This window comes from Pseudomonas sp. IT-232MI5 (assembly GCF_949767845.1).
Classification (GTDB): Bacteria; Pseudomonadota; Gammaproteobacteria; order Pseudomonadales; family Pseudomonadaceae; genus Aquipseudomonas.
Genome location: NZ_CATKQE010000060.1, coordinates 136,700 through 156,207 on the forward strand (window position 1 = coordinate 136,700; position 19,508 = coordinate 156,207).

19 protein-coding genes are annotated in these 19,508 nt (G+C 59.2%); 7 read left to right on the plus strand and 12 right to left on the minus strand.

All coding sequences use genetic code 11. The features are described from left to right. Nucleotides 1-9 precede the first annotated feature (9 nt). From ACM6JQ_RS26975 to ACM6JQ_RS26985, 3 genes are all read right to left on the minus strand, one after another. Nucleotides 10-309, minus strand: coding sequence for a hypothetical protein (locus ACM6JQ_RS26975; protein ID WP_095113939.1), 300 nt, complete (start codon nt 307-309; stop codon nt 10-12). A gap of 342 nt (nt 310-651) precedes the next feature. After that, nucleotides 652-1,794 (minus strand): hypothetical protein, encoded by a 1,143-nt coding sequence (locus ACM6JQ_RS26980; protein ID WP_095113940.1) that lies wholly within the window; start codon nt 1,792-1,794, stop codon nt 652-654. Between the two features lie 94 nt (nt 1,795-1,888). Further along, entirely contained in the window at nt 1,889-2,164 is a 276-nt protein-coding gene (locus ACM6JQ_RS26985) for a hypothetical protein (RefSeq protein ID WP_007917948.1), read from the minus strand. A gap of 303 nt (nt 2,165-2,467) precedes the next feature. On the opposite strand from ACM6JQ_RS26985, the gene ACM6JQ_RS26990 reads away from it, so the two are divergent. The 4 genes from ACM6JQ_RS26990 (at nt 2,468) to ACM6JQ_RS27005 (ending at nt 7,161) form a co-directional block, all read left to right on the plus strand. Continuing rightward, nucleotides 2,468-2,971 carry a hypothetical protein gene (locus ACM6JQ_RS26990; RefSeq protein ID WP_007917950.1) on the plus strand — a complete coding sequence of 168 codons (504 nt, stop codon included), beginning with the start codon at nt 2,468-2,470 and terminating at the stop codon, nt 2,969-2,971. Between the two features lie 182 nt (nt 2,972-3,153). Next, nucleotides 3,154-5,082, plus strand: a complete 1,929-nt coding sequence (locus ACM6JQ_RS26995) for an ATP-dependent DNA helicase RecQ (RefSeq protein WP_095113941.1) — start codon at nt 3,154-3,156, stop codon at nt 5,080-5,082. Nucleotides 5,083-5,295: 213 nt separating this feature from the next. Further along, nucleotides 5,296-6,522, plus strand: a complete 1,227-nt coding sequence (locus tag ACM6JQ_RS27000) for a 3-hydroxyacyl-CoA dehydrogenase (protein ID WP_042705072.1) — start codon at nt 5,296-5,298, stop codon at nt 6,520-6,522. Nucleotides 6,523-6,735: 213 nt separating this feature from the next. Continuing rightward, nucleotides 6,736-7,161, plus strand: coding sequence for an acyl-CoA thioesterase (locus ACM6JQ_RS27005; RefSeq protein WP_095113942.1), 426 nt, complete (start codon nt 6,736-6,738; stop codon nt 7,159-7,161). Between the two features lie 55 nt (nt 7,162-7,216). Here the strand turns inward: ACM6JQ_RS27005 and ACM6JQ_RS27010 are convergent, their stop codons facing one another. The 4 genes from ACM6JQ_RS27010 to ACM6JQ_RS27025 form a co-directional block, all read right to left on the minus strand. Beyond that, complete coding sequence (locus tag ACM6JQ_RS27010; RefSeq protein WP_007909074.1) at nt 7,217-7,699, minus strand: glycine zipper domain-containing protein; 483 nt, start codon at nt 7,697-7,699, stop codon at nt 7,217-7,219. 290 nt (nt 7,700-7,989) lie between these two features. Then, nucleotides 7,990-10,338 carry an FdhF/YdeP family oxidoreductase gene (locus ACM6JQ_RS27015; RefSeq protein ID WP_007909075.1) on the minus strand — a complete coding sequence of 783 codons (2,349 nt, stop codon included), beginning with the start codon at nt 10,336-10,338 and terminating at the stop codon, nt 7,990-7,992. Beyond that, nucleotides 10,335-11,174 (minus strand): formate dehydrogenase accessory sulfurtransferase FdhD, encoded by an 840-nt coding sequence (gene fdhD / locus ACM6JQ_RS27020; protein WP_007909076.1) that lies wholly within the window; start codon nt 11,172-11,174, stop codon nt 10,335-10,337. Before fdhD ends, ACM6JQ_RS27015 begins: the two co-directional genes overlap by 4 nt. 92 nt (nt 11,175-11,266) lie before the next feature. Then, a complete protein-coding gene (locus ACM6JQ_RS27025) occupies nt 11,267-12,154 on the minus strand; it encodes a LysR family transcriptional regulator (protein ID WP_007909077.1) in 888 nt (295 codons plus the stop codon). A 139-nt stretch (nt 12,155-12,293) separates the two neighbouring features. Here ACM6JQ_RS27025 and lysM point away from each other — a divergent pair, with 139 nt between their 5' ends. Further along, nucleotides 12,294-12,734 carry a peptidoglycan-binding protein LysM gene (gene lysM / locus ACM6JQ_RS27030; RefSeq protein WP_414894991.1) on the plus strand — a complete coding sequence of 147 codons (441 nt, stop codon included), beginning with the start codon at nt 12,294-12,296 and terminating at the stop codon, nt 12,732-12,734. A gap of 100 nt (nt 12,735-12,834) precedes the next feature. On the opposite strand, the gene yrfG is transcribed toward lysM, so the two are convergent. Continuing rightward, nucleotides 12,835-13,497 (minus strand): GMP/IMP nucleotidase, encoded by a 663-nt coding sequence (gene yrfG / locus ACM6JQ_RS27035; RefSeq protein WP_007909091.1) that lies wholly within the window; start codon nt 13,495-13,497, stop codon nt 12,835-12,837. 88 nt (nt 13,498-13,585) lie between these two features. Here yrfG and nudE point away from each other — a divergent pair, with 88 nt between their 5' ends. Beyond that, nucleotides 13,586-14,152, plus strand: coding sequence for an ADP compounds hydrolase NudE (gene nudE, locus ACM6JQ_RS27040; RefSeq protein WP_007909093.1), 567 nt, complete (start codon nt 13,586-13,588; stop codon nt 14,150-14,152). Between the two features lie 5 nt (nt 14,153-14,157). After that, nucleotides 14,158-14,991 (plus strand): 3'(2'),5'-bisphosphate nucleotidase CysQ, encoded by an 834-nt coding sequence (gene cysQ, locus ACM6JQ_RS27045; protein WP_414895040.1) that lies wholly within the window; start codon nt 14,158-14,160, stop codon nt 14,989-14,991. A gap of 203 nt (nt 14,992-15,194) precedes the next feature. On the opposite strand, the gene ACM6JQ_RS27050 is transcribed toward cysQ, so the two are convergent. Genes ACM6JQ_RS27050 through rfbC form a run of 4 tightly spaced genes read right to left on the minus strand, consistent with a single transcriptional unit; the run spans nt 15,195 to nt 19,425 of the window. Further along, nucleotides 15,195-15,650, minus strand: coding sequence for a YiiD C-terminal domain-containing protein (locus ACM6JQ_RS27050; RefSeq protein ID WP_007909095.1), 456 nt, complete (start codon nt 15,648-15,650; stop codon nt 15,195-15,197). Beyond that, nucleotides 15,647-17,032, minus strand: a complete 1,386-nt coding sequence (locus ACM6JQ_RS27055) for a sigma-54-dependent transcriptional regulator (RefSeq protein WP_007909097.1) — start codon at nt 17,030-17,032, stop codon at nt 15,647-15,649. The genes ACM6JQ_RS27050 and ACM6JQ_RS27055 overlap by 4 nt, the downstream gene beginning before the upstream one ends. After that, nucleotides 17,029-18,837, minus strand: coding sequence for a sensor histidine kinase (locus ACM6JQ_RS27060; protein ID WP_095113943.1), 1,809 nt, complete (start codon nt 18,835-18,837; stop codon nt 17,029-17,031). The genes ACM6JQ_RS27055 and ACM6JQ_RS27060 overlap by 4 nt, the downstream gene beginning before the upstream one ends. Nucleotides 18,838-18,879: 42 nt before the next feature. Beyond that, on the minus strand, nt 18,880-19,425 hold the full coding sequence (gene rfbC / locus ACM6JQ_RS27065) for a dTDP-4-dehydrorhamnose 3,5-epimerase (RefSeq protein ID WP_095113944.1): 546 nt from the start codon (nt 19,423-19,425) through the stop codon (nt 18,880-18,882). Between the last annotated feature and the right edge of the window lie 83 nt (nt 19,426-19,508).

The following is a 19,508-nucleotide window of genomic DNA, read 5'->3' on the forward strand; positions in this document are numbered from 1 at the left end:
CACTCGATTTCAGGCTGGAGCCTTCCAGTTGAGCATCCGCTGCTGCGCAACCTGCAGCAGGTCGCAGCCGTCCTGCGTCAGCAGATAGAGGGCGTGGGTGATGTGGGGGATGTCTTCGACGTCGGCTTGTTTGAAATTGAGGCAATAGAGGGTGCGTAGCAGGTCGCTTGAAGCGCGCAGGCGCTGGACGGCGCATTCGAGGATGTCTTGGGGATTAGCCTCGGTGTCGATGAGCAGAGGCTTGGTGTCTGTGAGATTGGATTCTAGTGGGCGGTAGCGTTCGGTAAGAAACTGATTCCATGTTTTCATTTTAGATATCTCTGAAGGTATCGAAAAACCGCTGCTACCGTGACCAAGCGGTGGAGGCGGGCTGTGTTCAAGTTGGTCAAACCGGCAGAGATAACCCGGTACGCCGAAGCGTCCCAAACACAGCCGCCATAAAAAGCGTGCCGACAGAATGTGCTGGCAGCATACAAGGGCATGCATCAGTTATCTCTGTTTTCAGGTGACCAAACCTGAGCCGCTGATTGCTTAGCGACAGCCACGACTATAGGTTCGCGCCCTCAAGTGGCGATAGGCGACAAAGCGTCTGGTTGCGTAGGAACGGGACGAAGATTTCATCAGACGTTCCTACCAACGCTTCATCTTTTTTCAACGCAGGTGTTTATACGCAGAAACATCCAACAAACTCGTCGTCAGCCCCGTTGCCGGCGCGTAGATCGAACCCTTCACCGCCGAAAACGGCACGCCTTTGCTACCCAGCGAAACATAGCGCTCACCTTGATCCAGTTCGGTGAAGTAGGTGTAGGAAACGCTGTGCATCTGCTTGTAGCGCGATTCGTCGGCGACGATGGCGCCAGTCAGGCGCAGCAGATCTGTTTCGCTCAGGTTCAGGGTTTTGTTCAGTTGCACGCCCCAGCGCTTGAGGCAGGTTTCGGCGAGGTGGCGAACGATGCGGCCAGGCTCGACCAGCGTTTTCAGGTCGCCGCTGCTGGTGGGCACGCCACCGTCAGCTGTGGCGTTGCCGGCCATGGTCGCGTGGCGGCCGGCCATGGGGTAGACGCTGGTTTTGGTGCCGGTGGCGGTCTGCGGGATCACACAGCTGAAACCTTTAGAACGTTCATCACGGGCATAGAACGCAACATATTCTTTGACGTTGGCGCCAAGTTTTACGCGCTGATCCTGGAAGTTGCCGATTCCCGGTACTGGATCAAGAGCAAATATATTCACCGGAATATTGTTCAGCTCTCGATCATTTAACATCGCATTGGCCAGCATGTGGCAACTTATGCCGCCGCGACTCCAGCCCACCAGATTGACCTGAGTGGGAATAACGCCATCCTTGCGAAACGTCTTGATGATCTGCTCCTGTAACTTCTGTTGGGTCACGCAGCGATCGCCATAATTATATTTACGCCAGAGCCACGAACCTTCGATTTTTACATCCTCAATAGGAATGCCAGCCGCTTTAAGGCGGTTGTATTCGGCCTCGGTGAGTTGTTCGCGCTGCCAGTCGCATTTGCCCTTGATGATATTGATGGCATGCCGCACGTTTTCCTCCCAGCCTTTGCCAAACAGCGTGCCGGTAAGACCGTACTCCTCGGTCTTGGTGAACAGGTCGTCGGCTTGCAGGTTGCCACTGCCAGGTCCGTCGACCACGATCCACTCGGCGAATTCCCGGCCGGTATGGTTGGATGCCAGTGTGGAAACCAGTTCGCCGTCCCAGAAGTTTTCATGGGTAGTGTCAAACTTGTTGGATCCGGTGCCGCAAAAAAATATGGTTAAAACTGTCATGGTGTTGCTCTCGTTTAGTTGTAAGAGCGAACAAGTTAGTGTCAGTTGCATGTATAAATAAAGCGTGGTGGTGTTTCCGTATTTGTAGTGTGGTTCAGTTGTATGTTGTTTGCGGTGGTTTTTGTTTGGCAACTTCAAGTAAGTCGCAGCCATCCTGCACCAACAGATAAAGTGCATTGACGATGTTGGGAATATCTTTCACGTCAGCCTGCTTGAAACATAAGCAGTAGAGCGTTTCCAGCAAATCCCCGGCCGCCCGTAAACGCTGATCGGCGGCATTGATCAGATCCGTCTGGCTTGAGTGGCTGTCGATAAGCAGTACCGGGTTTTCGCTGTAGCAGGTCTTGAGGGGGCGATAGCGGTTGATCATGGTGAGGCGTGTCCTGTTCGAAGGCGCTGGGGCGGGCCGGCAGCGGGTTTGCAGCCGCGCCGGCCACTATAGAAGGGCGTTTCTCTGTGGGACAAGACAGCTGCAATGGACAGTATTCGTAGGGGTTTTTCCGTGTTTTGAGGAAATGCCCTACGTGTTTTCGCAGCTTTTTCAGGCCAAAACCCTTAGGCGTAATAATTCCTACGTGATTGTCAGGCGATTCGCAGTAAACCGCTGTATCGTGCGCGCCAGAATATGTAGGGCGTTTCCAAACGTCTGACACGCGCTTAAAGGGAATTAGGTATGCACTGGCTACGAATGGCCGCAATTTTATTGCTCGGGCTGGGCACTTGCCGTTTGGCCATGGCCTCTGAAGTTGGCAATGCATGGGTGCTGGATCGTCTCGATCGTACCGACTGGCCGGAGGCCCTTATCAGCCAGGCGAACATGGACACGGCTTCACGCGGTGAGGTGTTGATGTTCGCTAAAGCCCTGCTGGCCAGCGAGGCGCTGGATGAGGAAGGGCTTGAGCAGCGACTCGGTGTGCCCCACGTGCAACTGAAGTCGATTCGCCACGTGCGCGACGGCCTCTGGGAGGGATTGCTGAGCACCTATCGCAACGCCAGCCAGAACTGTGATGAGCAACCGTTTTGCCCGCGTGTGCGCAGCGTCGCTGACTTGCGTCAGTTGGCGGCAGCGTTTACCGGCGACATCAGCCCGGCCCATGCGTTGTGGGCGAGCAAAAGTCAGGGCGTGCATGAGCAGATGCTGAATGAGCAGTTGCGGGTGGCGGTGTTGCGTCCCTGATTTTTTAAGCTTTGTGATGTGGCGACTGGCCTCTTCGCGAGCAGGCTCGCTCCCACAGAGTGCCACGGTGTTCGTGACATCCGCTGTATCATTCCGAATCGATTTGGCCCCGACCTTTTCTCGACTCGCTGCGATCGCCCGCTAGGCTGTTGGCATGGCAGCAGTCAATGGAGTGACAGCGAATGCACAACACCCTGGAACAGGTTTTTGGTTTTCCACAGTTTCGACCCGGTCAAGAAACCGCGATCAGTGCGGTGCTGGCCGGGCGCTCGGCGGCGGCGATTTTCCCCACCGGTTCCGGCAAGTCGATTTGCTATCAATTGCCGGCGCTGATGCTGCCGCATCTGACGTTGGTGGTCTCGCCGTTGCTGGCGTTGATGCAGGATCAACTGGCCTTTTTACAACGTCACGGTATCTCGGCGGGCAGCATCGATTCGGCGCAGAGTCGCGATGATGCCAATGACGTGATGGCTCGCGCCCGTTCGGGTGAATTGAAGATTCTGATGATCTCGGTGGAGCGCTTGAAAAACGAGCGCTTCCGCAACTTTCTGCAGCAGGTGCCGATCTCGTTACTGGTGGTGGACGAGGCGCATTGCATCTCGGAGTGGGGCCACAACTTCCGCCCCGACTACCTGAAGCTGCCGGACTATCAGCGCCAGTTCAACATCCCGCAAACTTTGCTGCTGACAGCCACCGCAACGCCTAAAGTCATCGCCGACATGCAGGCCAAATTCGCTATCGCCGCTGACGATGTGGTGACCACCGGTTTCTATCGGCCCAACCTCAATCTACTGGTGGAACCGGTACGTGGCCAGGACAAGCGCCGGCGTCTGGTGGAGTGGATGGCCGAGCGGCCGGGGCAGCCAAGTATCGTCTATGTGACCTTGCAGAAGACTGCTGAGCACATCGCCGAACACCTTGAGCGCAACGACATTCAGGCCGAGGCGTATCACGCCGGTTTAGCCCACGACAAACGCGAAGCTATCCAGAAACGCTTCATGGCCGGGCAATCCAATTGCATCGTCGCGACCATCGCGTTCGGCATGGGCATCGACAAAAGTGACATCCGCAATGTCGTGCACTTCGACCTGCCGAAATCCATCGAAAACTACAGCCAGGAAATCGGCCGCGCCGGGCGTGACGGGCAGCCGTCGGACTGTCTGGTATTAGCCAATCGCGACAGCCTCAATGTGCTGGAAAATTTCGTCTACGGTGATACGCCGGAGCGTGACGGCATTCGTTATGTGCTCGACGAACTGAAGGCCTCGGTGCCGGACGGGCAGTGGGAGTTTCTGCTTGGGCCATTGGCGGATCAGAGCAATATTCGCTCACTTCCGCTGAAGACATTGCTGGTGCAACTGGAACTGCGCGGCTTGATCGCGCCGCGCTACGCCTACTACGCCGAATACCGTTTCAAATACCTGCTGGAACCCGAAGCGCTGCTTGAGCGCTTCGAAGGTGAACGCAGGGATTTCGTCGCTGCGATCATTCAGACCTCGGCGCGCGCACGCACCTGGGCCACGGTGAATTTCGAGGCGATGTACTCGCAGTATTCCGCCGAGCGCAATCGAGTGGTGAAGGCGCTGGATTATTTTCAGGAGAAGGGCTGGGTCGAGCTGGAAAGCAAGCAGATGACCGAGGTCTATAGCCTGCTGAATAGTGACTTTGACAGCGATGCCCTGAGCGCTGAGTTGCATGACTATTTCACCCGGCATGAGCAGGCCGAAGTGGCGCGCATCCACACGATGCTTGAAGTCTTCGCCAGCGAGCGCTGCCTGGGCTATCGCTTGGCCGAGTATTTCGGTGATCACAATGCGCCCGAGCAGTGTGGGCATTGTTCAGTGTGTCACGGCCAGGTTGCGCGGTTGCCGGCGCCACCGGAGTTGCCAGCGCTTGTGGATAAAAACTTTGCGGCGTTATGTGGCGATTTTATCCACAGGCACGAGCAGCACACTGGGGTGATTCCAACGGCTGAGCGGCTGACGAGGTTTCTGTGCGGGATCAGCGTGCCGCTGTTCACCAAGCTCAAGGCGCGTGCGATTCCCGGGTTTGCGGTATTGGAAGAATATCCCTACGCCGAAGTCCGCAGCTGGGCGCAAGAGCACCTCTGATCGTTGTAGGAGCTGCCGAAGGCTGCGATCTTTTGATGTTGATTTGTTCAAGATCAAAAGATCGCAGCCTTCGGCAGCTCCTACATTAAGTGTCATCAAGGCGGGGGCTCTATCCATCCGCTGAATGTCGATCATCACGGTAATAAACTTCAAAAACTGTCGTTGGCTGACTATGGTTGAGGTCTGTCTTTGGATCGCCAACAAGAGAACAACATGAGCCAGACATCCTTCGATATTCAGCAGGCCGCAGTGATCGGTGCGGGCACGATGGGCCGGGGCATTGTCATGTGTCTGGCCAATGCCGGCGTGAACGTGCAGTGGGTGGATAACAATCCACAGATGCTTGAACAGGCGCTCGCCACAGTGGCCGAGACTTATGCACACAACGTGCGCCAGGGCCGGATTGATCAGGCCGAAGCGGATGCACGTATCGCTCGGGTCAGTGCGGCGGCGGATTACCCGGCGATTCGCAATGTCGATCTGGTGATCGAGGCGGTGTACGAAAATCTTGAGCTGAAGCAGAAGATCTTTCGTGAGCTGGATGGCTTGCTCAAGCCTGAAGCACTGTTGGCGAGCAATACATCGGCGCTGGATATCGATGCGATTGCTGCGGCGACAAGGCGTCCGGAGCAGGTGCTGGGTCTGCATTTCTTCAGCCCGGCGCACATCATGAAATTGCTGGAAATCGTTCGCGGTGCGCAGACTTCCGCGGCGGTGCTGGAAGCGGCGCTGGCGCTGGGCAAACGCATGGGCAAGGTCAGTGTGGTGTCGGGCAACTGCCACGGCTTTATCGGCAATCGCATGTTGCATCCGTATGTCCTGGAGGCGCGCAAGATGCTGCTCGAAGGCGCTTATCCACAGCAGGTCGACGCGGCACTGCAAGGTTTCGGTTTTGCCATGGGGCCGTTTCGCATGTACGACGTGGTCGGCATCGATCTGGAGTGGCGTGCGCGCGAATTGGCCGGCAAGGGCCAGGATGCGCCAGAGGTTCAGGTGGACAACCGCTTGTGCGAGATGGGCCGGTTTGGCCAGAAGTCTGGCAACGGTTATTACCATTACGAGCCGGGCAGTCGTCAGGCCGAGCACGATCCTGAGGTCGATGCGCTGGTATTGCAGGTCAGCGAAGGGTTGGGCTTCCAGCGCCGCGAGATCGGTCCTGAGGAGATCCTGGAGCGCAGTCTTCTGGCATTGGTCAACGAGGGTGCGAAGATTTTGCAGGAGGGCATTGCCGAGTCTGCACACGACATCGATCTGGTGTACCTGAACGGCTACGGCTTCCCGGCGGACAAGGGCGGGCCGATGGCCTGGGCGGATCAGCAGGGGCTGGCGGATATTCATCAGCGCTTGCTGGCGCTGGAGACGCGTCAGGGCGATCAGTGGAAACCGGCGCGGTTGATTGGTGAGTTGGCGGCGCAGGGTAGGCGGTTTGCTCAGGATTAGTGTTGAAGTCAAAATCTTACCCCCTCACCCCAGCCCTCTCCCCCAAGGGGGCGAGGGGGAAAGGGAGCCGATCTCTGTGCCTTTCGCGTTCGACTCGACAGTTCAGGTCGGTGTATTTCGAGAGAACACCTCGGTCAGTCCCCTCTACCTCTGGGAGAGGGCTAGGGTGAGGGCAAGCAGCCTCACTGAAAAAACAAGAGAACCAGCACAACCATGTCCACCCCTCAGCGCACCGACTACCCACACTTCCAGCCCATCACCACACGCTGGCACGACAACGACGCCTACGGTCACGTCAACAACGTCACCTACTACAGCTTCTTCGACACGGCGGTGAACACTTACCTGATACAGGTCGGTGGTCTGGATATCCATGATGGCGAGGTGGTGGGGTTTGTGGTCAGTTCGGCGTGTGATTACTTCGCCTCGATTGCCTTTCCTGATCTGATCGAGATCGGTCTGCGGGTCGGAAAATTGGGCAACAGTTCGGTGCAATACGAGTTGGCGGTGTTCAAGGTCGGCGATAGCGAGGCCTGCGCGGCCGGGCGCTTCGTTCATGTATTCGTCGATCGGGCGAGTAACCAGCCAGTGCCGATTCCCGCCAAGCTGCGGCAGGCACTGGAATACCTTGTGGTTTAAAAAAGGCAAAAAAAATCGCAGCCCTCGGGCTGCGATTTTTCTTCAAGCATTCGCCTTAACGGTGACGATAGTACTTGTGATGCTTGCGGTGGCCGTAGGCATGGCCGCGACCTGGGTGGCCGTCGCGGTAGTAGCGACGATCATCGTGACGACGGTCGTAACGACGATCATCGTCATCGCTTTTGTTGCCCATGTAGTTACCCAGCGCGCCACCGGCGCCGCCACCTGCTGCGGAGCCTATCAGGCTGCCGGTGGTGCCGCCCATGCTGCGGCCGACTACGTTACCGCCGGCTGCGCCCAGCGCACCACCGATGGCGGCTTCGCCACGGCTGCGTTTGTCGGCGCCGACCGCGCTACCACCCGCACCGCCCAAGGCTGCGCCGATGGTGGAACCTGTATTGCCGCCTAACGACTGACCGACGACCGAGCCAAGAACCCCGCCCAATGCGCCGCCCACACCTGCTTCGGTGGTGCCGCCAGCAGACGCAAAACCACTGACCAGGCCAAGGGACAACAAGAGAATCGAGGAGAACTTCATAGATGAGCCTCAAAGGGATGACGGCGCCGATCCTGAGGCTCTGGAATGGGTGTGGCAATCGAAATCCGACGAATAACACGACATGTATACAATTTTGCAAGTTACTGTTTTTTCACTGGAACTTAACCGATTTTCGCCGGTCTTTAGCTACTTCGGACAGGCCGCTTTTGTGAAAAAGCGGCCTTTTTTGTGAGCGTTTGAAAAGCAGAAGCGAAAAGATCGCAGCCTTCGGCAGCTCCTACAGGAACCGGTGTAGGAGCTGCCGAAGGCTGCGATCTTTTGATTTTGAATTAAGCAGATTTGGCCATGATCAACCCAGTCTCACTCGCTGATTCCAATCGAATCGCAATGAACTTAGACGTCGGCGTATGGCTGCCATCCCCGGTGCTCTCCAATGGCACCAGCGGATTCACTTCCGGGTAATACGCGGCCGCTTGCCCGGCCGGAATATCAAACGCCAGCAAGGTGAAGCCCTTCACCCGACGCTCACGACCATCGTCCCACAGCGACACGATGTCGGCCTTTTGCCCCGGACGGAAGCCCAGACGAATGATGTCGGCCTCGTTGGCAAACAGCACATCACGCTGGCCCTTCACTCCGCGATAACGGTCGTCGAGACCATAAATCGTGGTGTTGTATTGATCGTGGGAACGCATCGATTGCAAGATCAGGTCCGGTAGCTGCCCGGTGGCGCGGGTGCGTTCGTGTACCAGATCTTTGGGCAGCATGTTCGCGCGGAAGTTGGCCCGGCCCGACGGTGTGTTCCACTTGCGCGCGCCAGCGCTGTTGCCGAGGTAGAAGCCGCCTGGGTTTTTGATCTTCTCGTTGAACTCTTTGAAATTGGGAATGGTGTCGGCGATCAGTTCGCGGATGCGCCCGTAATCGGCCACCAGCCAGTTCCAGTCGACCGGTTTGCTACCCAGTGTGGCGGCAGCGATGCCGGCAATGATCGACGGCTCCGAGCGCATCTGGTTCGACAGCGGTTGCAACTGCCCGTTGGAGGCGTGAACCATGCTGAAGGAGTCTTCCACGGTGACCGCTTGCGGGCCTTCGGTCTGGATATCGATGTCGGTCCGGCCGAGGCACGGCAGGATCAGCGCGTCTTTACCGTGAGCCAGATGGCTGCGGTTGAGTTTGGTGCTGATCTGCACGGTCAGGTCGCAATTGCTCAGTGCGGCGAAGGTACGCGGGCTGTCCGGCGTGGCTTGGGCGAAGTTGCCGCCCAGACCGATAAAGACTTTGGCGCGTCCCTCGGCCATCGCATGGATTGCCTCGACCACGTTGTGGCCGTTATGACGCGGCACCTTGAACTGGAAGCGTCGTTCCAGCGAATCAAGGAACGCCACTGGCGGACGCTCGTTGATGCCCATCGTGCGGTCGCCCTGCACGTTACTGTGGCCGCGCACCGGACACAGACCAGCACCGGGTTTACCGATGTTGCCGCGCAGCAGCATCAGGTTGGCGATTTCCTGGATGGTCGGTACTGAATGGCGATGCTGGGTGATGCCCATCGCCCAGCACATGATGACGTTCTTGCCTTTGGCGTACATGCGCGCCGCTTGCTCGATTTCGACGAGGGTCAGGCCGGATTGCTCGACGATCTGTTCCCACGGCGTGTCATCGACCACGCCGAGATACTCCAGCACGTTAGCGCTGTGGGCGTTGAGGAAATCGTGATCGAACACGGCAGGTTCGCCAGCCTTCTGCGCATCGCGCTCCCACTGCAGGAGAAACTTGGCCATGCCGCGCAGCAGCGCCATGTCACCGCCAAGTGCCGGGCGGAAATACGCGGTGTTGGTCGGCTTGTCACCGTTGGTGAGCATTTCGATCGGGTGTTGCGGGTGCTGGAAGCGTTCCAGGCCACGCTCTTTCAACGGGTTGATGCACACCACTTGCGCGCCGCGTTTCACCGCTTCACGCAACGGTTCGAGCATGCGTGGGTGGTTAGTGCCCGGGTTCTGGCCCCAGACGAAAATTGCATCGGCGTGTTCGAAATCGTCGAAGGTCACGGTGCCTTTGCCGACGCCGACACTTTGCGCCAACGCCACACCGCTGGCCTCGTGGCACATGTTCGAGCAGTCAGGGAAATTGTTGGTGCCGTAGGCGCGCACGAACAGTTGATACAGGTAAGCCGCCTCGTTGCTGGCACGACCCGAGGTGTAGAACTCGGCCAGGTCCGGACTCGGCAGGCTTTGCAGGTGTTTGGCGATCAGGGTGTAGGCGTCGTCCCAACTGATCGGCTTGTAGCGATCGGTTTCGGCGTCATACACCATCGGCTCGGTCAGGCGCCCCTGATACTCGAGCCAGTAGTCGCTCTGCTCCAGCAACGAAGTGACGCTGTGCTTGGCGAAGAACTTGGCGTCCACGCGGCGCTTGGTTGCTTCCCAGTTCACCGCTTTGGCGCCGTTCTCGCAGAACTTGACCATGCCGCTTTCCGGCGAATCGCCCCACGCGCAACCCGGGCAGTCGAAGCCGCCGTTCTGGTTGGTCTTGAGCATCATGCGCAGGTTCTTCAGCGCGTTGTCGCTGGTCAACCAGGCCTGAGCCACACTGATCAGGGCACCCCAGCCGCCGGCGGCACCTTTGTAAGGCTTATAGCGCGGGACAGGTTTCTGGTCGGCTTGATGATGTTGGCTCACGCTTGATTCTCCATCGCGGGGCTGTACACCCGCGGCGCACTTTTCTGCGGCAGGTGGATGAGATTGAGGTTGTGTCGACGGGCCCATTGCACGGCAAGGCCCGTGGGCGCGGACAGGCTGACCAGCGTCTGGATGCCGGCACGCAAGACTTTCTGGATCAATTCGAGGCTGCAACGGCTGGTCACAATCGCTAGGCCGCCTTCTGTGGATATCTTCTGGCGGATCAGCCCGCCGATCAGCTTGTCGAGGGCGTTATGCCGGCCGATGTCTTCGCGGCCGAGTAGCAATTCGCCGCTGGCGTTCATGAATACCGCCGCGTGCACCGCACCGCAGTATTGGCCCAAAGGTTGAAATGCACTGATGCGCTGACGCAAACCGTCGAGCCATTCAATCGGCGGCAACGGCGCACCGGGCAACACCTTCAGATCGGGCAGTGCTTGCTCGACCGCTTCAACGCCGCACAATCCGCAACCGCTGGTGCCGGCCATTTGTCGACGTTGTTGCTTGAGGTTCCAGAACGCGCGATTGGCGATGGTTACTTGCGCATATTGCGCGGAGCCGGCGCCGGTCAGTTGCAGGTCATAAATGTCAGTAGCGTCGATGATGATGCCGCTGCCGAGGCTGAAACCGACGATGAAGTCTTCAAGGTCGGTCGGCGTCACCAACATCACCGCCTGGCTGATGCCGTTGTAGGCGATCGCCAACGCGACTTCCTCGGCCAGCGCGGTGCTGGCCGATTCCTCACGGGGTAAATCGCTGTAACTGTAGGTCTGGCTGGCGGCTGGCGCGGGCGTTTCGAGTGCAGGCGCCGCGCAGGCTGGGCGCTTGGCGTTCATGGCATCACCGACGGTTTGATCAACGTTAAGACTAGGCGCGGCAAGTTGTCGCGTCTAATCGCTAGTGTCGATCTATCGATAGATGCCGTCGATCAAGAGGCTGTTGGTGATTCCCGATACAGCGCGAAACAGGCTTCCGCCAGCGCGGAACGTGGGGCGCCGCGACGCATGATCAGGCCCAGCGGGGCGAGGGTCTGGGCGTCTTCGATCGGTTGCAGGCGCAGGTGATCGGTGAGTTTTTCCAGGCCGCCGTCCAGCGGCATGATCGCGCAGCAAAAACCGCCGTGCACGGCTTGTAACAATTGATGCACGGCATCGGTTTGTAGCAACGGTTGTGGAGTCAGGCCGCGGCTGTGGAAGTTGTGGTCGATGGACTGGCGAAAATGCATGCCGCTGGTGAGCATGCCCAACGGCAGCTCGATCAGCGACTGCCAACTCAACGCGGCGTCGCCAAATGTGAATGAGCGCTGATCGTAGAGCAGGCCCATGCGCGTTTCACTGAAGGCCAGGGATTCGAAGCGCTCGTTATCCAGACGATCCAGATAAGACACGCCGAGATCAATGCGGTTATTCGCCAAATGCTCGAGGATCTGCTCGGAACTCAGCGCCGACATTTCAAAGCGCAAATTCGGGTGGGCGCTGTGCAGGCGTTGCATCAACGGCAGCGGATCGAAACTCGACAGCGGCACCACGCCCAGCCTCAGCGTGCCGATCAGATTGCCGCGACACGCCGCCGCTTCCGCGTGCAAACCGTCATACGCCGCCATCACCGAGCGTGCCCACGCCAGCACGCGCTCGCCCGGCGCGGTGAAACCTTCGAAACGCTGGCCACGGTTGACCAGTGGCAGGTCGAGTTCTTCTTCAAGACTGCGCAGGCGCATTGACAGCGTTGGCTGGGTGATATGGCAACGCGCGGCGGCCTGGCCGAAGTGGCGGGTTTCGTCGAGGGCGATGAGGAATTTCAGCTGCTTGATGTCCATCTTCGCTCCGGGCGCTGGCAGGGGTGGGGGATTCTACCGCTTGCGCGGTGGCAGGGTCATTGGTCGGCTTGGAACCGGGTTTGTCCGCGGTGGTCTAGGCTTGGACGACTGATCCTTTTATTCCATGGAGAGAACCACGATGAGTCTTTTAAGTTTTGTAAAAGAAGCCGGTGAGAAGCTGATCGATCTGCTGACCCCGGGCAACGCCAATGCCAGTGAGCAGTTGAAGGAACACATCAGCAAGGTCGGCTTGGGCAATCCGAATGTGCAGGCAACGGTGGATGGCGACAAAGTGACCGTCACCGGTGAAGTCGCGAGTCAGGAAGAGAAAGAGAAGATTTTGCTGGCGGTGGGCAATATTGCCGGAGTTGGCAGCGTGGATGATCAGATCACCGTGACCGGCCCGGTTGTTACTGCCGCACAGTTTGTCGTGGTCAAGTCTGGTGACACCCTCAGCGCGATTTCTCTGCGTGTGTACGGGGATGCCAACAAATATAAGAAAATTTTCGAGGCCAACAAACCGATGCTCAAGGATGAGAACAAAATCTATCCGGGGCAGACACTGCGTATTCCTGAGTAACACAACACTCCTGTAGGAGCTGCCGCAGGCTGCGATCTTTTGATTTTGATTTTTCCAAACAAGATCAAAAGATCGCAGCCTTCGGCAGCTCCTACAAAGATCAAAGGCCAGCGATCAGATTGCGGTAATCCTCAACCGCCGCAAACTCAGCCGTGTCCTTCGGCCCCTTGCGGCTGTCCGGCTCTTTCACCGCCAGCAAATGTGCCACGCCAAAATCCCGCGCACTGCGCAGAATCGGCAAGGTATCGTCGATAAACAGACTGCGCGCCGGATCAAAGCCGATGTCCGCCTGCAAGGCATCCCAGAACTGCGGGTTCTCCTTGGGAAACCCATAATCATGCGAGCTGATCAGCCGTTCGAAATACGGCGCCAGCTCAATCCGTTCCAGCTTCAGCGACAGTGAATCGCGGTGCGCGTTGGTGATCATGATCACCCGTTTACCGGCGCGCTTGATCGCTTCCAGAAAGGTATCGGCATCCGGCCGCAAGGCGATCAGATGCGCGGTTTCCAGCTTCAATTCACGTACCGACAACTTCAACTCGGCACTCCAGAAATCCAGGCAGTACCACTGCAACTGGCCGGCGTGGCGTTCGAACAGCGGCTGCAATTCCATCTCGGCCATGGCCCGGCTGACCCCGTGCAGTTCGGCGTAACGCTGGGGCAGGTGTTCCAGCCAGAAATGATTGTCGAAGTGCAGATCCAGCAGCGTGCCGTCCATGTCCAGCAGAACGGTATCGATGTCGGACCACGGTAATGAAGGCATGGCAACGTCTCGAACGGTAGAAAGATATCCGACATAAACAATCGGGAAAGCCGCGTTATAGTAGCGCGTTCACGCCAAGGAGCTTTGCATGCGCCAGAAACCCACCGTACTTGCCCGCGAGATCGTCGCCACCAGCCGTCTGTTTTGCGTCGAAGAACTCAAACTGCGCTTTTCCAATGGCGTGGAACGCACTTACGAGCGTCTGGTCGGCAAAGGTGCGGGCTACGGCGCGGTGATGATCGTGGCGATGCTGGATGCCGAACACGCGGTGTTGGTCGAGGAATATTGCGGCGGTACCGATGAGTACGAACTGTCCTTGCCTAAAGGTTTGATCGAACCGGGCGAAGACGTATTGGCGGCAGCCGAGCGGGAGCTCAAGGAAGAAGCCGGATTTGGCGCGCGACAACTGGAGCATCTGACCGAGCTGTCGCTGTCGCCCGGTTACATGAGCCAGAAGATCCAGGTCGTTCTGGCTACCGATTTGTACGAAGAGCGGCTGGAAGGCGACGAGCCCGAGCCGATGCGCGTCGACAAGGTGAATCTGCGCAAATTGTCGTCGCTGGCGCTCAATCCGCAGTTTTCCGAAGGCCGTGCATTGGCTGCACTGTATTTGACCCGCGATCTGCTGACCGATCGCGGATTCTTTCCAGCATGAGTGAAATGTCGATGAAGTTTCCCCATCCGTTGATGGCGCCGGTGATTGAACTGGCCTTGCAGGCCGGCGAGGCGATCTTGCCGTTCTGGCGCGCCGGCGTTGAAGTCACGGCCAAGTCCGATGAATCGCCGGTGACGGCGGCGGATCTGGCCGCGCATCACCTGATCGTCGCCGGGCTGACGGCGCTGGATCCGAGCATTCCAGTGTTGTCGGAAGAAGACGCCAACATCCCCCAGAGCGTACGCGCGGGTTGGCAGCGCTGGTGGTTGGTCGATCCGCTGGATGGCACCAAGGAGTTCATCAGTGGCAGCGAAGAGTTCACCGTGAACATCGCGCTGATCGAAAACGGTCGCGTGGTGTTTGGTGTGGTGTCGATGCCGACCAATGGTCGTTTCTACGTTGGCGGTGCCGGGCTTGGTGCGTGGCGCTGCGACGAGGGCGGCACGCCGGTTGCGATTCAGGTGCGAGACGTGCCGGGGCCGGGCGAGGCGTTTACGGTTGTGGCCAGCCGGCGGCATTCGAGTCCCGAGCAGGAGCGTCTGCTGGCAGGGCTGAGTGCAAGTCTGGGCGAGCTGCAATTGGCGAACATTGGTAGCTCGCTGAAATTTTGTCTGCTGGCGGAAGGCGCAGCGGATTGCTATCCGCGACTGGCGCCGACTTCGCAGTGGGACACGGCGGCGGCGCAAGGCGTGCTGGAAGGAGCGGGCGGTGAAGTGTTGGATCTGCGCGGGGATGCGTTCTGCTATCCGGCGCGGGAATCGCTGTTGAACGAGTTCTTTTTGGCGCTGCCGGCGAAGGCGGCCTGGCGTTCCAGATTGTTGGAGTTGGCTCGCGGTTAAGTGGGCTGATCGGCAATCGCCCTCACCCCAGCCCTTTCCCCCAGGAGAGAGCCGACCGAGTTGTCTTGCGTCATACATCGACCTGAAAGATGAGGTCGATTATGGATTCAGCAAAGCGCCATCAGGTCGGTGTACGTCTGAAGCATCCCCCAATCAGTCCCCTCTCCCTCGGGGAGAGGGTTAGGGTGAGGGGCCGTTGATCTTCAGCGGTGCAAAACGTACTGCCCGGTAAATGTCACGGCGTCTTCTTCGCTGCCCTGATTGACGATCCGCGTACTCAACGTCAACCGCGCCCGCCCATAACGCTGATACATCGCCAGAAATTTCCTCCACACCTTCGCGTCCGGCGCCGGGCAGATTGCCGTGGCGTCGCCCGTGACCGGCAGCGGATAACTGATCTGCCCCTCCTGAATCACAATGTGCCCGTCGGTGATGCCTTCTTCCTTCAAACGCAGATGCAACCAGCCCCAACCGGCCAGCACCGCACCGCAGTAAAGACTGCCGCCGAACATCGTGCTCTTGTGATTGACGTTCGGCTCAAGTGGCAGATGCAGACTCAATTGGTGTGCATGCCAGTCGAGCACCTTCAGCCCCATGTCCCGTGTCAGGGGAATGTCGTGATGCAGGACCGATTCCAGATAGCGACTGTCAGTGCTCATTCGTTTTCATCCCCATGGCTGCTATCGCCAAAGTTGAGGCCATGCTTGCGCAACTTGTCATGCAGGGTCTTGCGCGGCACGCCCAAGGCTTCGGCGAGGCTGCGCACTGAACTGTGAGAGCGCGCCAGTTCGGCGGCAATCAACGACTTCTCGAAGTTTTCCACTTGCTCGCTGAGACCGCCGTTGATGACTTCAACCGGTGTGTTGCCAGTGCCTTCGGCGCCGCTGTTATCCAGTGCCAGTTCCAGACCGAGGGCGAAACGTTCGGCGGCATTCTGCAGTTCGCGCACGTTACCCGGCCAGGTGTGGCGCAACAGCAAGGCGCGTTGTGCCGGTTGCAGTTCATGGGGCGGCAGGCCGTGGCGGGCGCTGGCTTCATCGGCGTAATGCTGGAACAGCACCAACGCATCTTCGCCGCGTTCGCGTAGCGGTGGAATGCGCAGTGGCGCGACATTGAGGCGGTAATACAAGTCGGCGCGGAAGCGGCCTTGATCGGCGGCCTGACGCAGGTCTTCCTTGGTTGCGGCAATCACGCGGATGTCCAGCGGGATCAATTGATTGCCGCCCAGGCGTTCGACCACGCGTTCTTGCAGCATGCGCAGCAACTTAACCTGCACGTCCATGCTCATGCTTTCGATTTCATCGAGAAACAGCGTGCCGCCATTGGCGAATTCGAATTTGCCGATCCGGCGTTTCTGCGCACCGGTGAACGCGCCGGGTTCGTGGCCGAACAGTTCGCTTTCCACCACGGACTCGGCCAGTGCGCCGGCGTTGATCGCCACAAACGGGCCATTACGACGGCTGGACAAATCGTGCAGCGCACGGGCGACCACTTCTTTGCCGGCGCCGGTTTCGCCGAGGATCAGCACGTCAGCCTTGGTCGCGGCCAGCGCACCGATCTGCTCACGCAAGCGCAGCATCGGCGTCGAATGGCCGACCAGACGCGCGCTCAATTCATTGCGGTCGCTGAGGGCCAGACGCAGGCTGCGGTTGTCCAGCACCAGGCGGCGCAGGGCCAGCGCGCGGCGTACGCTGTCGAGCAGCGCATCGCTGGCGAAAGGTTTTTCGAGAAAGTCATAAGCGCCGGCACGCATGGCCTGCACCGCCAGCGGTACATCACCGTGGCCGGTGATCAGCAGCACCGGCAGTTCGGGATCCTGCGCGTGTAATTCGCTGAGCAATTCCAGGCCGTCCATACCCGGCATGCGGATGTCGCTCACCACCACGCCCGGCCAGTCGCGTTCAAGCTGTGCGGCCAGCCCCTTGGCTTCGGACAGCGGCAAAATTTTCAGACCGGCCAGATCCAGTGTCTGGCCGAGGGCCTGACGCAGGTGTGGATCGTCGTCGATCAACACCACCTGAATGCGATTGTCGATGGTCATGCACTTCGATCCTCGGACGGTTGCAGGCTGACCCCGGGCGCACCGGCGCGCAGTCGCAGGGTAATCAAGGCGCCACCTTGCTTGTGGTTGGCGAACGACAGTTCACCACCGAAGGCGCGCATCAGCGTTTCACAAATGGCCAACCCCAGCCCCAGACCCTGAGTACGGGTCTTGGTGGTGTAAAAGGGCTCGCTGGCGCGGCCGAGGGCCTCCATGCAAAAGCCCGGGCCGTTGTCGCGAATGTACAGATTGACGCCCTCGGCGGTGGATTCGGCACTCAGCCAGAGTTTGCGCGGCGGACCTTTTTCGGTAAGCGCGTCGAGGGCGTTGGCGAGCAGATTGCCAAGCACCTGACGCAGGCGCGTTTCCCCGGCCTCGACCCACAGCGTGGCGGCCGGCAGATCGCGGATCAGCTCGACTTCCATGCTCCGGCGCCGTTTGGCCAGCAGCGCCAAGGCATCGTCGAGCGCTGGTTGCAGGGCAACGCTTTCCGGCGCGTGGCGATCGCGGCGGGCAAAGGCGCGCAGGTGGGCGATGATCGAGGCCATGCGCCCGGTCAGTTCGCTGATCAGTTTGAGGTTGCCGCGCGCATCGTCGGTGCGCTGATGATCGAGCAGCACTTCGGCGTTCTCCGCGTAGCTGCGGATCGCTGCCAACGGCTGATTGAGTTCGTGGCTGATGCTCGCTGACATCGTCCCCAGCGCCGACAGCTTGCCGGCCTGGACCAAGTCATCCTGGGCGCGCACCAGTTCCTGCTGGGCCTGTTCACGTTCCAGCACTTCTTCCTTCAAACGTCGGTTGAGGCCTTCGAGGTCGCTGGTGCGTTCCGCCACGCGGCCCTCAAGTTCGCGGCGTGCCTTGGCCTCGAACGCGATGCGCTCCAGATAATGCCGGCGGCGCTGCATCATCAGACCGAGCAACAACATCAGCACCAGCAGCGTGGCGCCGCCGATGGCGACCACGGTGCGCACCGGACGGTCGATCAGCGTGCGCGGGGCAAGGATGCTGACGCTCCAGCCGGTTTCGGCAATGTCGTGGGTCTGGATCAGCCACGCCGTCGGGCTAAGGTTAAGTGGGCGCGGCTCGCGGGTCGGGTAAGGCTGGATCGCGGTGATCGCCGAGCGCTCGCTGTCGCTCAAATTACGGGTTGAGCGAAAACGCCATTCCGGGCGCGAGGTGAGGATGACCACGCCGTTGTGGTCGGTGACCAACAGTTGTTCCGGGGTTTTGCCCCAGAGGCTTTCGGTGTGGTCGAGGTCAACCTTGATCACCAGCACGCCGATGATTTTTTCGCCGTTACGCACGGCGGCGGCAAAGAAATAACCGCGCTTGGCCGACGTGGTGCCGAGCCCGAAGAAGCGCCCGAGGCGCCCGGCCATGGCTTCGCTGAAGTACGGACGGAAGGAGAAATTACGGCCGACGAAACTGTCGTGCTTGTCCCAGTTCGACGCCGCCAGCGTCTGACCGCTGGTGTCCATCAGGTACATGACTTCGGCACCGGTCTGCGCGGCGATGTTCTTCAGCAGGCGGTTGGCATTGCCTTGGGTGACGCCGTCGTCCGGTGCGCCGAGTACCGAGCGCAGGGCCGGCAGGTCGCCGAGAATCTGTGGCAACACTTCATAGCGGTGCAGGGTGCCCAGCAGGTTGGCGACGTACAGATCGAGGGTCTGGCGGTTCTGTCCGGCCAGTTCGCTGCGGTAATAGCGCTCGGCGAGATGTTCCAGCGGCCACAACAGCGGCGCCAGACACAGGGCCAACAGCGCGAGGCTGCGCCAGCGAGGTCTGCGGGGAAGGGTTGGTTTCATGAGCCGGAAGCGCCTGTAGGGACAGGCGCATTATGCCCGGCCTCAGGCGAAGACGTCAGCGTCCTTGAAGAAGGCTGCAGCCTGATCCTTGGCGGACAGCTTCGGGGCTTCGTCCAGTTGCCAATCGATGGCCAGATCCGGATCGTCCCAGCGAATGCTGCGTTCTGCCGACGGCGTGTAGTAGTCGGTGGTCTTGTAGAGGAATTCGGCGAACTCGCTCAGCACGACGAACCCGTGGGCGAAACCTTCCGGGACCCACAACTGACGATGGTTGTCTGCCGACAGGCGCACGGCCACCCATTTTCCGAAGTGCGGTGAGCTGCGGCGAATGTCCACGGCGACATCCAATACTTCACCGACCGTTACGCGGACCAGTTTGCCCTGAGTGTTTTGCAGTTGGTAATGCAGACCACGCAATACGCCTTTTTGCGAGCGCGAGTGGTTGTCCTGAACGAATTGTGTGTCCAGCCCCGTTGCATCCTGAAAAGCCTTGGCATTGAAACTTTCGTAGAAAAACCCGCGCTCGTCACCAAACACCTTGGGTTCGATGATCAGGACACCGGGCAGGTCGGTGGTGATTACATTCATGGGGTTTCCATAGGCCAGTGTTAATGGTCGACATTCTTGCGCAAAGTGCCGGAGGGCGCGAGTGCAGGAAGACAAATAGCCCT